This window comes from Phycisphaerae bacterium (assembly GCA_035275405.1).
Lineage (GTDB): Bacteria > Planctomycetota > Phycisphaerae > UBA1845 > UTPLA1 > DATEMU01.
Genome location: DATEMU010000001.1, coordinates 205,224 through 220,988 on the forward strand (window position 1 = coordinate 205,224; position 15,765 = coordinate 220,988).

Below are 15,765 nucleotides of genomic sequence, written 5' to 3' on the forward strand. Positions count from 1 at the left end.
CTCTCTCCTCGATCAACTGTTCCGTCAGTTTCATGCGCGTCGTTCGACCCTCGATATGGACTCCCCGCCTTGCATTTTGTCGGTCGTCGTCTCATCGCGTAGAGAAACCAACGAAAGGTACCCATCACATGTCAATGACTACCACTCTGATACCTACCCGGCTTCCACTGGCCCCGGCCCATCCCATTCACCCAATGAGATCGAGAGCCCGAGTTCTGTTGACCAGCGTGTTTGGGCCGTATGCCCAGGACGACGAATACGGCAGCCGAACAATCAACCCGATGGAGCTGTATCACAACCAGGTCACGCGGGTGCAGGGTCCATTCTCGCTTCGAATGTTCCACCGCTCCTGGGGGCTCATGCTAATCCAGGCCAACATCCTCGCCCCCTGCACGCTTCTGGATTTCCCGGACTTGAAACGCTTTATCGAACAAATCGCGACGAATGAGTATGACATTATTGGAATCAGTTCGATCATGCCGAACGTCGGGAAGGTGCGGGAGATGTGCCGGCTCATCCGCGTGCACCAGCCAGCGGCGACCATTATCGTCGGCGGACACATTGCCAACATGCCGGAGTTGGACGAACTGATCGACGCCGACCACATCGTCAAGGGCGAAGGCGTGCGCTGGATGCGCCGGTTCCTGGGCGAAGACGAAGGCCGTCCGATCGAGCACCCGCGAATCTATTCGGGCATCGGTGCGCGCATCCTGGGGATCACTCAGTCGGTCAAGCCGGGCGAAATCGCCGCTACCCTGATTCCTTCGGTAGGCTGCCCGCTGGGGTGCAACTTCTGTTCGACGTCGGCCATGTTCGGCGGCAAGGGAAACTGCGTGCATTTCTACGAGACCGGCGACGAGCTGTTCCAAATCATGTGCGACCTGGAGCGGGACCTTCGCGTGCGGTCGTTCTTTGTCATGGACGAAAACTTTCTGATGCACCGAAAGCGGGCGCTGCAATTGCTGGCCTTAATGACAGAACACGGCAAGTCGTGGGCGCTGTACGTCTTCAGCTCGGCGAACGTGCTGCGGTTGTACGAAATGGAGCAGTTGGTGGGCCTGGGTATCACCTGGGTCTGGATGGGCCTGGAGGGCAAGGACTCGCAATACGGCAAGCTCAAGGGCCTGGATACCCACGCATTGGTGCGCACGCTCCAGGCGCACGGCATCCGCGTGCTCGGCTCGAGCATCATCGGGCTGGAAGAGCATTGCCCGGACAACATCGACGCGGCGATTAATCATGCGATCAGCCACGACACGGATTTCCACCAGTTCATGCTGTATACACCCATCCCCGGCACTCCTCTTTACGCCGAGCTACAGGCCGCAGGTACTTTGGTGGATCGCGGCGAACTGGACTACGCCGACTCCCACGGTCAGTACCGGTTTAACTACCGACATGCCCACATAAAGGATGGCCGGGAGACCGAGTACCTGCTTCGGGCCTTTCGCCGCGACTTTGAGGTGAACGGCCCCAGTCTCGTTCGGATGGCGCGGACGATGCTTCAGGGTTGGCGTCGCTACAAGGATCATCCCAACGACGCTATCCGCAGGCGCTTCGTATGGGACTGTCGCGGGTTGGCCACCCTGTACGCCGGGGCCTTGTGGGCGACCCGGCACTATTACCGAAAGGATGCCGCGATGTCGGCGAAAATCTCGCGGATTTTGGAAGATGTGTATGACGAGTTTGGGTTGAAGTCGCGATTGTCGGCGCCGCTCATCGGCCGCTACATTCGGTGGACGATGGGGCAAGAAGAGCGCCGCCTGCGCCGCGGCTGGACGTACGAGCCGCCGACGTTCTGTGAGACTGCAAACTGCGATTCAAAGTTGAGTTGCCACGGGGAGACTGGCCGGCAGCAAAGGCGATGAGTCTGGCAGTGGCGGGGATCCAAATACGACAAATCGCCACTTAGTTTTCAAGTTGATGGCGACGCATCGCCCTCTCATGTCACGCCTGAAAGACGCAGATCAGGTCCGTACTTTGCTCGCGATGGTAGGGCTCCTCCTGATAGCCTCCGTACAATCGAAGGTTCCGGCCGCCGTTGGAGCCAATCGCCGCCGACAGACTTTCGGCTTCGATTCCCTGAAAACTCGTCGAGTCCATGCGTCTGGCCGCTCCGGCGGGGCTCATCCGTAGGTCGATCAATTCAATGTACCCTCGAGATCCGACGCGATGAAGCCCCTTTAGTAAGACTCGCTTTTCATCGTCGTCGGTACCTACGTGGCGTTCTTTCCAGAGTTTCGGTCCCTCAAGCACTTTCCACAGGTTTAGTACCTGGATCACGCCAAGACCTCCCGCCCGGATCATCGACATCAATGACACGACGGCTCGCGAGACAGACTCCGCATCCTCGACCAACGCGAGGGAGTTTCCGATGCAAATCACGGCGTCAAATCGCCGTGGCGGTTCACAGGAGTTCTCAAACGACCGCTCAACCCAATGAAGGCGCTCCCGCTCTCCGAATCGTTCCCGACACCGTTGGATCATGGCCGGGCTGATATCCGCTCCCTCGACGTTGAGGCCCCAGTTGTAAAACATCTCAGCGTGCCGGCCCGTGCCGCAGGCTGCATCGAGTACGCGTTCAACCCCTGCCTCGGCGAACCGCTTCCGAAAAAACGGTGCCTCATTGGCCAGGCGTTTTGGCCAATCGATCAGCAAGTCGTACGCATCGACGAATTCGTTGAGAAACATTAGTGATGGGTTCTCAGCCATGATTCAGTACGGGCAGCGAGATTTTTGACTTTGGTAAAGCACCGATTGAACCGCAACAAGATTCGCCGAATGCCGTGGCGTTTAGCTCGGCCAACAACTGTTCAACGTCCAGGCCGTGATGGCTCGCGGCCGTTTCAACAGAGATTGCGCGGGCCATCGTCCGCCGCATCACCGGGTTGGCGAGCGGCGTAAAACCCTTGGAAAGCAGCAGCGGCAGCGTGGCCGGGAACCACTCGACAATCAGGCCGATCTTGTCAGTCGCGGAAATCCGCGACGGCCGCTCCGTCGCCACCTGTTCAGTCGGTTTCCATCCATTCATGATGCGCCAAAGGTGGACACCCCAGATCGCGATGCCGCTCACTTCAAACAGCCCGCTGACGCCCGCGATGGGATAGGCCGCTTCGCGGAAATCGGTGCCGATCTGAAAGGCTACGCGCATCAGGCAGCCGATGTTGACCAGTGCAAACGGCAGCCAGAGCTTTCGCAAACCTCGAATGTCCACACCGTTCAGCGTCGGTACGACCTTCGCTGCCATGCCCAGGATCATCATGCTGATGAAGCCGACAGTAATGGCGTGTCGGACTGCCCCGTAGTACGCGTGCGAGAACCCCAGCGCCGCCGCATCCTGCCCGCTGACCGAGAGCGATGCCGCGCCCGGCAGAATTACCCGCATGTACACGGGCGCGAAGACCAGCATCAGCATCGACGTGTGCAACCACGCGACCGCTACCCGCACGAACTTCGTGCTGCGATCGCGTTCCCTGGGCTGGGCCAATAGACCCCAGCGCAGCGTTAAGGCGATGCTCGCCCCCGCGAGCAGGATCATCGCCGCGTACATCGGCCATGCCCACTGATGATCGCCCGTTCGCCGCATCAGGATGAAGAAGACCGCCTCGCCCAGCACGCCCGCAAGCAGAAGAATGAAGGAGTTACGAACGAGCTTCCGGCCGGGCGCGGCCAGACCAAAGAGAGGTGGGAACATGCGAATTCCCACGCCCAGAATCATGAGCATCGCAAAGCCGTGGATCTGGAAATCGCGCAGCGGGGCCTGGTAGGTGGCGATGATTGCCAGCAGGGCCTCGCGCGTCGGCGCGGCTGTCGTGGCATACAGTAGCCAGAGATCGTAGACGGCCTGCACGACAAAAAATGCCAATGAAGCAAGCACATACGCATCATGCCGTTCGAGCGGCTTGCCGCTGCGCACGATGGTGTTGAGCAGGATGGCGACGAACAATCCGATCGCCGCCAGTTCCGCCATCCCCGCGCACAACGCCAACTCGCGGAACATGGGCGTCTCAAACAATGGCTCGCCGACGGCCCGCGCGAACACCCCGAACACCATCAAGTAAAACGAGAGATTGGCCAAGTCTGGTCGCCACAGGATTGTGTGCCGCATCCGCGGAAAGGCCTGATACGCGAAGCCCATGACAAACAGCCCCACCCAACCGAAGATCTGCGCATGCCCGTGGGCATTAATGTCGTGAATCGAAATGGCCGTGAAAGCCCGGTTCGCCCCAATCCTGAGCAACAGGAGCGCGCCCCACACTGCACCGGCCGTAAGTACGACGACTACGCCTGCCTTGAAAAACCGCCGATAGATCGTGTCGGCCAATTGGTCGAGCGGATGTGCCGTAGGCTCCGCCGTCGTGCTCGGCGGATGGACCATCGCCTGATTCAACTCCGCAATCAGTGTTTCCTCATCCACGCCATGAGCCCCCGCGAAGTAACCGATGGACTCCGCCGGTCCATGCGCGCCGCCGCAGCCGCGAAGCCCATAACGGTCAAAGACCGGCCGTACGCCGGGAAATCGGTGCAGGAGATCGGGCAGCATCGTGTCCCGACTGATACTAAAAGGCTGATAAGCAGTATTCATGGAAGGCTCCTATTGCTGCGCCGATCAGTGACGGCGACGGCCGTTGACCGCTCGAGCGGTGGCCTGACGTTTTTTCTCTCTGACCATAACACGTCGCCCATCACACAGCGGCTTGCTCGAAGTGGGCGTGGCGATCAGTTCCGCAATGGTGGATTTCGCAAACGCCTCCTCGACCATGGCCATCGCCTCGTCGAGTCGTTTGTGCAACGGGCACAACTCGCGACTGTGCGAGTGAAGCCCGAGCGGGCACTGTCGAATTCGCTGTATGCCGTCCACAGCGTTGATGACGTCGAGCACGCGGATTCGCTCCGCGTCTTGCGCCAGCAAAAACCCGCCGCCGCGCCCCGGGTTTGATACGACGAGCCCTGCCCGCGCCAGCCCCTGGAGTACCTTGGACAGGTATCCCGCCGGGACCTTGGTTGCCGTCGAGATTTCCTGCGTGGACAGCGCCCTCCCTGGTCGGCTGGCCAACCATACCACCGCCCGCAGGGCGTATTCGGCAGTCTGTGAAGTCATGGCAACTCCTGAGGGTGCAATCGACCACCCCTGCAAAAGGTGTGCCAGCCGAGGCGGCGGGCTAACTGGACCTTGACATCCAGTTTAGCGGCGTTAACCTTAAACGTCAACCTGGATGTCCAGGTTTGGTTGTCGCGGCGGCCCCACGCCTATATTCCGCGGTCGGGGACTGGAGTGCTGGTTTATGCGATATTTGCGACTCTGGATTGCCCTTGGCGTAGTAATTCTCGGGTCCTTCGCGGTCCTGGGTTACTACGGCCTCGAACTTTATCACCAGGCTCCGCCCATCCCGCAGCGGATCCTGGCGTCGGATGGCCGCGTCCTCTTCACTGGGCAGGACATTCGCGATGGCCAAAACGTCTGGCAATCCATGGGCGGCCAGGAAGTCGGCACCATCTGGGGCCACGGCGCTTACGTCGCGCCGGATTGGTCGGCCGATTGGCTTCATCGCGAAGCCATGTTCTTCCTGCAGCAATGGGCGCAGAGCGAACACAAAGAAGATTGGGACGACGTCGGCGCGCCCGCGCAGGCCGCTTTGCAAGCCAAGCTCATGCAGGAGCTGCGCACGAACACCTATGACGCCGCCACGGGCGACCTGACAGTCTCAAGCCAGCGGGCGGAGGCGATTGCCAACGTCGGCCGCCACTATGATGCGCTTTTCGGCAATGACGCCACCATGGACGAGCTTCGCGAAGCCTATGCCATGGCGACGAATTCGGTCCCCGACCCGGCGCGACGCCAGAAACTCAACGCCTTTTTCTTTTGGACGGCCTGGGCCTGCGTGACGAACCGCCCCCACGCCGCCATCAGCTACACGAACAACTGGCCGTCGGAGGCCCTGGTCGGCAATCGACCAAGCGCATCGATCGTCGTCTGGTCGGTCGTGAGCTTCGTGTTGTTACTGGCCGGTATCGGCGCCCTCGCCTGGCACTCCGCCATCACCCGCGAATCGGAGGAACCCTTCGAAGGGGCGCCAGCGACGGACCCGCTCCTCGCGCTGAAGCCGACGCCATCGATGAAGGCGACGCTCAAGTATTTTTGGGTCGTCGCGCTACTCATCGTCGTGCAAGTCGGGCTCGGCGCGATTACCGCGCACTATGGCGTGGAGGGCTCTGGCTTCTACGGCTTTCCCCTGGCCGACATCCTGCCTTACGCGGTGACGCGAACGTGGCACACGCAACTGGGTATCTTCTGGATCGCCACGGCCTGGCTCGCTACCGGTCTCTTCGTCGCCCCGGCCGTCTCCGGCCGCGAGCCGCGATTCCAGAGGGCCGGCGTCAATTTACTATTCGCCTGCCTGCTCCTCATCGTCGGCGGCAGCATGTTTGGCACCTGGTATGCCACGCGCCAGCGGATGGGACTGGAAATGAACTTCTGGTTCGGCCACCAGGGCTATGAATACGTCGATCTCGGCCGGTTCTGGCAGATATTCCTGTTTGTGGGTTTATGGTTGTGGCTCGCGTTAACGGCGCGGGCGCTCTGGCCCGCCTTCCGTCAGCCCGGACAACATCGCCACCTTCTGGCGCTGTTTCTGATCGCCTCGACCGCCATCGCACTCTTCTACGGCGCCGGCCTGATGTGGGGACGGCAGACAAATCTGGCGATCGCCGAGTACTGGCGCTGGTGGGTTGTTCATCTTTGGGTCGAGGGCTTCTTCGAAGTCTTTGCCACCGTGGTGATCGCATTTCTCTTCACCCGATTGGGCCTGCTTCGTATCGCCTCCGCGACCTCGGCGGTGCTTTTCTCAACGATCATCTTCCTCTCCGGGGGGATCATTGGGACGTTCCATCATCTTTACTTCACCGGCACACCCACCGTGGTGCTCGCCCTCGGAGCCGTCTTTAGTGCCCTGGAGGTGGTACCTCTCACCTTGATCGGGTTTGAGGCATACGAGAACTGGAAGCTGACCGGCGCAAGGCCCTGGGTCAGCGCATACAGATGGCCGATTTACTTTTTCGTCGCCGTGGCCTTCTGGAACCTCGTCGGCGCTGGGCTCTTCGGCTTCTTCATCAACCCCCCAATCGCCCTCTATTACATGCAGGGCCTGAACACCACGCCTGTCCACGGTCACACCGCGCTGTTCGGCGTATATGGCATGCTCGGCATCGGCCTGATGCTCTTCTGCCTTCGCGGCCTGACCACCCGACAGGCGTGGAAAACCGGCGCGCTCTCGCTCTCCTTTTGGGCGATTAACATCGGATTGGCCTTGATGGTACTCCTCAGTCTACTGCCTGTCGGCCTTTTGCAGACCTGGGCCAGTGTCGAACACGGCACGTGGTACGCTCGCTCAGCCGCGTTCCTCCAGACTGACACGATGGAGACCCTGCGCTGGATGCGCGTCATCGGCGATTCGATCTTCGCCGTCGGTGTTATGGCCCTTGGCTGGTTCGTCCTCGGCCTCAAGACCGGCTGGTCGCTCCAACGCGAGGCCGATGCCGTAAGCTTGTCACTCACCCATGCGGCAGTTACCAAATCTTGACCGAACGGGCTTGCCTCGTTCGGCCCGATTGCCGAGCGAGGTATCGCGCTCTCGCGGCTATCAGACAAGCGCCAGAAATCTCGGCTTCTTGTTGTTAGCCTGTTCGAGACGATTGCGGTCGAGGAGATCGCCGAGCCACCGTGAAGCGAGGTGGCCAGCTCATTGACGCGGGACAGCGATTGGGCCGTTGACGACACCCCTGAAACTTCGGCTGGGTTTACCCAGGATTAAGCCGCTAACGGGGACGCTAGACGTTCCTATTCCCAGGTAACACCATTTGCGTTCTAACTCACCGTCCATACATGGGTTAACCGTTTCCAACCAGTGCCCAGTCGGTCCCGATTCCGTCCCATGACCGAGACCGACCGGCACTTTGTGGCCAGCGGTTCCCTGAGTCCCCTTCTAATGCAGTTCGATCAGTGCGATTAGGTTGAGCGTAAAATGCGCGCGGGGTCGAATTTTGTCTGCGCCAAAAACTCTGTACGGGAAAACCCGAATTGGAGTGGTCACGCCGCCGACGCGGAATCGCCCGCGCGGCCTCGTACGACGGACCTTCGCCATGGCAAGAAACTCCTGGGCACCCGATGTGCACCATGTGTGCACCAGGAGGTCGTCGCAAGCTTTCCAAGAATTGCTCTAAGCGCAGTACGCCGCAGTAATTACTGTTTTGTACCGAAAGGGATGAACGGAGAGGGGGGGATTCGAACCCCCGGTGCAGTTTGACCCGCACACGCGCTTTCCAAGCGCGTACCTTAAGCCGCTCGGACACCTCTCCATTCGGCAGCGCCGGTCTTTGGCGCGCCGAAACAATTACTATAGGAGGAATTGCGGCGTCGGCAAGCGGGGCGGTTGGTGCCGAAATTGAGGATTCCTTTGAGTGGATTGACCCACTCGAATCCCGGCTAAATCTCGTCCGTCATCGCCCGAATTCGAATTCAAAGACTTTCTCATGGCGAACCTCCAAGGCTCCGGATCGAGCCGCAACGGTTCGCGAATCGACCTGTCGCCATCCTGGTGCGAGGGGATCGGCTTTGCCGGCTTCATCGCGGGGTAGCATAGCGACGTTAAGCGACGCGCCCCTGGCCGGGTGCTTTCCATCTGTCACCAGCCGGACTTCAATTGGCCTTCGTGCGGGCGCCCCCTCAAAATCTCCTTCCGATGGCTCAATGATGACGTCTATCATGGGTCCCGATATCCGCTGGCGAATCTTTGTCTTCCGGACCTTGCCGCGTTGGTACGCCGTCGTCGTCCCATCGTCTTCGTAAAGGGTGAATTCCGTGGCGTCATCTCCCGCGAAGACGCGAACGATGAGTTCATTGCGGCGCGTCCCGTCCCGCCGCTGGCCGATCGCGTTCATCGTCTGGTCGTCGACGTACATGAGCGGGATAATCGCCCCCGCGCGGGCAAACATCGGCAGCGTCAGCCGACCGTCGCACTGTAGCGGTACATCCCGGATCCATTGGCCGTCGCTCTCGATACGCACGCCGGTGTGATAGTCATACCAGACGCCCGCCGGCAAATACACATCGCGCGACTTTGCCCCGTATTGATAGGCGGCGGCGACAAGAAGGTCGCGGCCGATCAACTTCACATCGCCAATCTCGCGGACCTGCGGATCATCCTGGAAGTAATAGACGAGCGGCGGCACGAGGGGCTCGCCGAATTCGTAGGCCCGGTGGGCGAGCGAATAAAGGTAGGGGATCAATTCGTATCGCCGCCGCAGGTTCGCCAGGTTGGATTCGCGGTCGCCGATCCGGTCGGGCGCGGTCTGATAGCGATTCGTCGTGTTCGCCGTATGCGGTCGCACCGGAACGTCGAACGCGCACGCATTCGCCAGCCACATCGTGTACAACTCGTTCTCGTCGCCATCGAGGGCCTTACGCTTGAACCCGCCGACATCCGAGCCGAAGTAATCCACGCCGGAGAGCGACATGTGCATCTGGGCGTTGAGATGCGTCGCCAGGCTGCCGACGTTGGAGCCGATGTCGCCGGACCACATGCTGGCGCCGAATCGCTGCACACCCGAGATGCCGGATCGACTCATTGTGAAGGGTCGTTTCTCCGGGGAATTCCGCGCGTAGCCGCGTTGGATGCTCTCCAGCCAGCGGAAGTTCAGCAGATTATGAACCTCGCGATGGGGACTGCTGCCGGTGGCGTCGAGGCCGGCGTACACGGACTTCGCGTCGTAATCCTCGGGCTCGCCCAGATCGGTCCAATGACCCTGGATGCCCATGTCGACCAGCGGCTGACGCTTCTTGTCGTGCCAATCATCCGCGCCGACCCGATTGGTCCAGTCGATCATCCCGCCTTCTCCCCACCAACTCCTGAGCACGGTCGCCGAGCCATCGTCGTCGCGCGCGACATAGCCGGCCTTTTCCATTCTCCGAAACGCCGGTTGGCCGCGGGACACATAGGACTCTTCAATCAGGACCAGGCCGACGCCGTCTTTTTCCGCGAGGCGCTGGATTGTACGACGCGGTGCGGGGAATCGTTTCGTGTCCCACGTCAGGCTTCCCATGCGGCTCTCGGGCTTCTCGAAGACAATGCCACCAAACCATTGCAAGTCCATGATGAGACCATCGACGGGAAACCGATGTTCGCGCAGCGTGGCGAGCTTGTCCTTCAACTCCGCCCAATCGTCGAAGCCGTATTCGGACACCCACAGGCCGAACGTTTTCTTTGGCGGCACCGGTGGTCGACCGACGAGTTCCATGTAATCGCGGCGCAAGTCCGGCAGGTCGGGGCCGGTCAGGAAGTAGCCGCGAATCGTGTTGCCGGTCGACTGAACTGTCCAAGGGTCTTTGGTCAGGTCCCATGTTTGTGCGTGGACGTCGTCGAAGAAGATCGCGTAGTTTTCGCCGGGGCCGCCGAGGGCATAGAGGATGGGGAACATGGCGTTTCCGACCGCGCCTCCGCCGAACGGAACCATGCGATTTCCAAACTCGCAACCCGGCGTACGGACGCGGCCGACCCAATCGCCGTTGGGTTGACCCAATTCCACGAACTGCTCGCCTAGGCCGTAGGCGTGGGTCATGGAGCCGGCGGCGAGCGTGAACGAAGGGTGAGTCCCTTCAACGGGGGTAAGTGCTGAAAGGAGCTTGGATGGGTTCGTCCGCGCGTCAAGCAACGTCATGCGAAGCGAAGCGGGTTCGATCCGAAGCTCGAACTCCGCGGTCTTGACTGTGCCATCGGCGGCAGTGGAGACCCGAGACGGCCCGGAATAATCCCGCTTTGCCACCATAGGCGTGAGTTCGATACGCTCGGATACCTTCGCGCCGGCTGGCGCATATTCGAACAGGACGAGATCGTCATCCAAAACCTCGATTCGCAAATGCCACGATTTGGATTCGTAATTCTCGCTCCACACACGTCGTGGCGGCTCGGTCGCGTGGCCCCGCTCAGTTCGCAAGACGGGTGCGCAGAGCGCGATCAAGCTAATCACGATCAGGCGAACATCGTTCATGATCCCTTCCTGTTGAGTTGGTCCAGCGCCCGCCATGCATCTTCGTCGCTCGGATCGATCCGCAGGACCTGCTGATATTCTCGGGCGGCCTCCAGGATTTGACCCGACCGCGCGAGTGTCCCGGCGAGGTTGAAATGCGCCTCGGCGTAATCTGGCGAAAAGCGGATGGCCTCGCGGAAATGATGGATCGCTTCGTCCACTCGTCCCTGACGGGCGAGCACCACAGCCAGATTGTTGTGCGCATCCGGATAGGGGTACCGGTATTCCAGCGCTTTCCTAAAAGAGACCACCGCTTCGTTCGTTCGGCCGAGGCTGACGAGCGTCGTGGCGAGATTGTAATGAGCATCGGCGAGTTTCGGGACGCGTCGGATCGCCTCCTGAAAAAAATCCAGGGCCTCCTTTGCGCGGCCCTGACTGACGAGCAGCGCGCCGAGATTGCTGTACGGCTCGGCGAAATCGGGCTGCAATCGCAGGGCCTCGGCGTATTCGGCAATCGCCTCGTCAAACTTTCCCTGTGACTTCAGGGCGTTGGCCAGGTCGTTGTGAATCGGCGCGAAGTTCGGCGCCAGCCGCGCCGCCTCCCGGAGCTCGGCGACGGCGTCTTCCGTCCGGCCCTGTTCCAGGTACAGGTTTCCGAGGCGAGCGCGAAGCGTTTCGGCTTGCGGCGCCAGCGCAATCATGTGCCGATAGAGCGTCTCCGTATCACGCCAAACGGTCAGGTATTGGCGCGTGCCATAGGCCTCCGCGCAGAAGATCAGCGCGCCGATTCCGCCCAGTAGACCGATTCGCCACGTGCGATCGGCGGGGTTCGTCGCGCGCGATGAATACTGCGCGAGCCCGCAGGCGAGCGCGAGGAGCAGTCCTATCGCCGGCAAATACGCATACTTGTCCGAGGCGATCACATTGGAGAATCCGATGATCTGAATTGTGGGGAGCAGCATGAGAGAGTAGATCAATAAACCGGCGACCAGCGAGCGCGTCCGCCGCAGCGACCAGATCATCAGCGGGACCAGGACGCAGGTGCCGATTACACCCGCCAGGATCCACGGCTCGGTCAATCGAAACGGCGCAGGCAGCGGATTGTGTGAAGTAAGATTCGCGGGCCACACGAGCTTATAGAGATAGAACATGATGTTGTGGCAGATCATCATGGGAATTTCGACGAAGTTGTATTCGCCCGGCAAGGCGACGACGGCGGTCCGCTGCTGCGAAGTGAACGTCACCAGCGAGGAGACCGCGGCGAGCGCCAGGAGCGGCAGCTTCTCGAAGATGGCGCGGCGGCTGAAGCGTTGCAAGGGCCACCAATCCAGGACCAGCATCGCCAGCGGAAGCGGGGTGCTGGTCGGCTTGGAGAGCAGCGCCAGGCAATAACCAAGCGTCGCACACAGGAACCAGCGCAGCTGATGGGTCCTGGCATAGCGGACATACGCAATCAGGGCGAGCAGCGAAAAAAACGCGGCCAGCAATGTCTTTCGCTCGCCCACCCAAGGAATGGGCTCGACGGTCAGGGGATGCGCGCCGAACAGAATGCCGACGATCGCCGCGGGCCAGGGCTGCCCAAAGAGGAGGTAGAGCAGGGTGATGATCAGCAGCGTATTGGCGACGTGCAGGGTCAAGCTGGTCGCATGAAACGGCGTCAGGTCATCGATGCGGCCGCCCAACCCATAATCGATCATCAGCGAGATCATCGCCAATGGCTGGTAATATCCGCCGATGGTCGATGGTTCCAGCACCTCGCTGACGAAACGCCACGCCGAAGTCAGACTCGGGTTGCGGACCAGGGGGTTGTCAACGAGATAATCCTGATCGTCGAACGATAGCGCCTGTGCGGAAAGCGCCGGCCAATGCACTGCCGTCACCAATACCGCCGAGACGGCGAGGAGGATGAGCAGGGCTCGGGTCGATGAGGGCTCGGCGGGGGAGTGGGCAACCACCGGGGCCGGTGCGGGAGCGTGCCGCTGTTGAACGGGCTTACGATTCCGCCTCATCCCGCAAGTCTATCAGCGCGGCGACCGTACGTCGCAGGCTCGCCGTGGCGGGGGAGTGGCGCGGGGGCACCAATCAGCGGGGTGCGGTTAGATCCTCGTAGCGTTACGTGCCGCCGGAGGGCACAGGCGCCCGCAGGCCGGCCTGCGCGCCCTGATGCGCGGGATTGAGCCGCAGGGCCTCGCGAAACTCCCGCGCCGCGTCCTCAAACTGACCGGTCTGGCGCAGGGCCTCACCAAGCTGGTAGTGGGCGTTTGCCGAGTTTGGCCATAACGCGATGGATTCGCGCAGATGCGCCGCCGCTTCGGACGGCTCGCCCATTTGTATCAGAATGGCCGCCAGATTGGTTCGCGCCTGAGGATGGCCCGGTCGCAATCGCACGGCCGACTCGAGGTACTGCCGGGCCTCCGGCAGTTGGCTTTGTTCGGCGTACCAGGTGCCGAGGTTGTAGGTGGCCGTGAAATTGGACGGGTCCTGTTCGAGCGTACGATTCCAACACGAATACGCCTCGGCGTGGCGTCCGAGTTCGGAATAGGCGTTTCCCAGGTTGTTGCGGGCCTCGACATGGTTCGGATTGTCTTTCAATGCCTGCTTGTATTGCGCGACGGCTTCGTTCCATCGACCTTGCCCGGCCAGATACAGCCCCAGGTGATTACGGACGCTGGCCGCTTTTGGTGTCAGGGTGAGCATGTGCCCGCACAGCGACTCGGTGTCTTTCCAGACCGCCAGATATCGGCGCGTCGCCAGCACTTCCGCGCTCGCCGCGACAATGAGCAGGGCTTCCACGCCGATGACCAACGCCCCGCGCCGCCGAGCCGGCGAAAACACCCGCCAACGGCCGAGAAGCCAGGCCAGCGCGATGAGGATGCCGACCGCCGGGAGATACGCGTACTTGTCCGCGGCGATGGCATCGGAAAACCCGATGATCTGCACGGTGGGGAGCAAGAGTACGAGGTATATCAGGAGGCCGACGGCAAGCGCGCGGGTGTAGCGCAGCGTCACCCATGCGAGCGGCACCAGGATCAGTATTCCGATCAGCCCGACGAATAGACCGCGATCGGACAGGTTGAACGGATCGGGCACGGGATAGTGTGAGGAGAGATGGCGCGGCCAGATCATCTTCTCCAGATAGAAGACGACGTTATGAAAGAGCCGCAGTGGAGCGTAGAACCAGGGGACATCCGTCGGCAGGACCGTCGCCGCTGTGCGGTCCTGCGAGACAAACGTGATGACCGCCGAGATGGCACCGATGGCCAAGAGCGGGGCTTTTTCCCAGAGCGCCCGCCGCCCCCAACGGTTCAGCGGCCAGTAATCGAGGAGCAGCATTGCCAACGGCAGAGGTGTACTCGTCGGTTTGGAGAGCAACGCCAGGGCATAACCGATGATCGCACCGGCGAAATAAGCCCAACGCCGCGTCTGCGTGTAACGCACATACGCGACTAGCGCGGCGAGCGCGAAAAAAGCCGCAAGCAGCGTCTTCCGCTCCCCAACCCACGGGATCGGCTCGACCGTCAGCGGGTGCAACCCGAAAAGCAGCCCAGCGACGGCCGCGGGCCACGGTCGCCCGAACAGCGTGTACAGCAGGAGCACGATCAGAAGCGTGTTGGCCACGTGCAGAATCAGGCTCGTCCGGTGGAACGGCCGCAGGTTGTCGACGCTCCCGCCCGTCGCCGCGTCGATCATCAGCGAGATCATGGAGAGCGGCTGGTAATAGCCCGCGACGGTCGAGGGTTCGAGCACCTCCGTCAGCGCCCGCCGCGCCGAGGCCCAGCTTGGGTTGCGGACCAGGAGATTGTCCGCAAGATACTGCTGATCGTCGCAGGACATCGCCCGCGCAGACAGCGCCGGCCAATGCGTGGCGAGGACCGCCCCGGCGACGAGGAGCATCAGCACGATGAGGATGATTCGCGGAGGTCCCGCGGGTTCGGTCTTGACCATTGCGCGTGCCCATTCGTGCCGCGCCGCCTTTCGCCGAGCCCTCTTTGATCCCATCAAGCGTCCTTCACAAGTCGGCCTCATGGCCGGCTCCTGAAGTATAAGAACCCTCAAAGACTTGGCACAACGGCGCGGTGGCCGGTTTGTGTGCGAAGGTTTATGCCTTACGGTCCGATCGCCAGTAACCAATGAGCGCGGCGATGGCTCCCGCCCAAAAGATCGAGACCCCAACGCAAACCAATGAAAACCGGCCGGGACCGAACATGACGTTGCCGATCATCAGGAGGACTCCGAAGACCATGATTGACACGCCTACTCGAATCAGAGTCGTTCGGTCGCCCTTGGCCGGGCTGCTCAGTTTTTCCGACATGCTCTGCTGCGCGATGACATCTACGAAATCGCCCCCGGAGCGTACGGCCGAAATGACCTGACCGAACAGTTTTCGCTCGACATCCGAATCAAAGAATCCCCGCAATGAGACGGTGCGATCCTGGCCCTTTTGCTTTAGCCAGGGCTGGATATCGTCCAGCGCCACCATCGAACACTCGGGCCAGGGAATTCTCTCCAGTTCGTCAAAATTCCGCACAAACAGGGCGTCGTGGCGGATCGCCGCGAAGCGGCCCCGGCGATGTGCATGCACAACCCACCAGATCGTCAAACCGGGCATGGCGGCAAACGCAGCAAGGATACCGATCGATGCGATCGATCCGGCCATTCGATAGGCCATCGCCATCAAATTGAATCCCACGAAGTAGAAGATGAAAAACTGCGTGCTTAACAGGCTCACACAGGTCTTCCACG

General features: G+C 61.1%; 9 protein-coding genes and 1 tRNA gene. 2 read left to right on the plus strand and 8 right to left on the minus strand.

All coding sequences use genetic code 11. From position 1 onward, the window contains the following. Positions 1-227: 227 nt before the first annotated feature. The gene (locus tag VJZ71_00820) at positions 228-1,868 is read left to right on the plus strand and encodes a cobalamin-dependent protein (GenBank protein HKQ46593.1); all 1,641 of its coding nucleotides are present in this window, start codon (positions 228-230) and stop codon (positions 1,866-1,868) included. A gap of 79 nt (positions 1,869-1,947) precedes the next feature. Here VJZ71_00820 and VJZ71_00825 read toward each other — a convergent pair whose 3' ends face one another. The 3 genes from VJZ71_00825 to VJZ71_00835 are packed head-to-tail and all read right to left on the minus strand — an operon-like array spanning position 1,948 to position 5,101. Further along, the gene (locus VJZ71_00825; GenBank protein ID HKQ46594.1) at positions 1,948-2,691 is read right to left on the minus strand and encodes a class I SAM-dependent methyltransferase; all 744 of its coding nucleotides are present in this window, start codon (positions 2,689-2,691) and stop codon (positions 1,948-1,950) included. A gap of 13 nt (positions 2,692-2,704) precedes the next feature. Continuing rightward, the gene (locus tag VJZ71_00830) at positions 2,705-4,585 is read right to left on the minus strand and encodes a DUF1858 domain-containing protein (protein HKQ46595.1); all 1,881 of its coding nucleotides are present in this window, start codon (positions 4,583-4,585) and stop codon (positions 2,705-2,707) included. A 24-nt stretch (positions 4,586-4,609) separates the two neighbouring features. Beyond that, positions 4,610-5,101, minus strand: a complete 492-nt coding sequence (locus tag VJZ71_00835; protein HKQ46596.1) for an Rrf2 family transcriptional regulator — start codon at positions 5,099-5,101, stop codon at positions 4,610-4,612. A gap of 184 nt (positions 5,102-5,285) precedes the next feature. Here VJZ71_00835 and VJZ71_00840 point away from each other — a divergent pair, with 184 nt between their 5' ends. Further along, positions 5,286-7,580 carry a nitric-oxide reductase large subunit gene (locus VJZ71_00840; GenBank protein ID HKQ46597.1) on the plus strand — a complete coding sequence of 765 codons (2,295 nt, stop codon included), beginning with the start codon at positions 5,286-5,288 and terminating at the stop codon, positions 7,578-7,580. Positions 7,581-8,266: 686 nt separating this feature from the next. Here the strand turns inward: VJZ71_00840 and VJZ71_00845 are convergent. From VJZ71_00845 to VJZ71_00865, 5 genes are all read right to left on the minus strand, one after another. Next, positions 8,267-8,355: transfer RNA gene (locus VJZ71_00845), tRNA-Ser, on the minus strand. A 141-nt stretch (positions 8,356-8,496) separates the two neighbouring features. Beyond that, positions 8,497-11,043, minus strand: coding sequence for a TIM-barrel domain-containing protein (locus tag VJZ71_00850; protein HKQ46598.1), 2,547 nt, complete (start codon positions 11,041-11,043; stop codon positions 8,497-8,499). Next, complete coding sequence (locus VJZ71_00855; GenBank protein HKQ46599.1) at positions 11,040-13,031, minus strand: tetratricopeptide repeat protein; 1,992 nt, start codon at positions 13,029-13,031, stop codon at positions 11,040-11,042. The genes VJZ71_00850 and VJZ71_00855 overlap by 4 nt, the downstream gene beginning before the upstream one ends. A 103-nt stretch (positions 13,032-13,134) precedes the next feature. Continuing rightward, positions 13,135-15,021 (minus strand): tetratricopeptide repeat protein, encoded by a 1,887-nt coding sequence (locus VJZ71_00860; GenBank protein HKQ46600.1) that lies wholly within the window; start codon positions 15,019-15,021, stop codon positions 13,135-13,137. Between the two features lie 100 nt (positions 15,022-15,121). After that, a complete protein-coding gene (locus VJZ71_00865; GenBank protein HKQ46601.1) occupies positions 15,122-15,751 on the minus strand; it encodes a hypothetical protein in 630 nt (209 codons plus the stop codon). Between the last annotated feature and the right edge of the window lie 14 nt (positions 15,752-15,765).

Excerpts from the sequence above, each read along its gene's own strand:
- VJZ71_00825 (HKQ46594.1), bottom strand. The coding sequence starts at position 2,691 with ATGTTTCTCAACGAATTCGTCGATGCGTACGACTTGCTGATCGATTGG.
- VJZ71_00830 (HKQ46595.1), bottom strand. The coding sequence starts at position 4,585 with ATGAATACTGCTTATCAGCCTTTTAGTATCAGTCGGGACACGATGCTG.
- VJZ71_00835 (HKQ46596.1), bottom strand. The coding sequence starts at position 5,101 with ATGACTTCACAGACTGCCGAATACGCCCTGCGGGCGGTGGTATGGTTG.
- VJZ71_00840 (HKQ46597.1), top strand. The coding sequence starts at position 5,286 with ATGCGATATTTGCGACTCTGGATTGCCCTTGGCGTAGTAATTCTCGGG.
- VJZ71_00850 (HKQ46598.1), bottom strand. The coding sequence starts at position 11,043 with ATGAACGATGTTCGCCTGATCGTGATTAGCTTGATCGCGCTCTGCGCA.
- VJZ71_00855 (HKQ46599.1), bottom strand. The coding sequence starts at position 13,031 with ATGAGGCGGAATCGTAAGCCCGTTCAACAGCGGCACGCTCCCGCACCG.
- VJZ71_00860 (HKQ46600.1), bottom strand. The coding sequence starts at position 15,021 with ATGGGATCAAAGAGGGCTCGGCGAAAGGCGGCGCGGCACGAATGGGCA.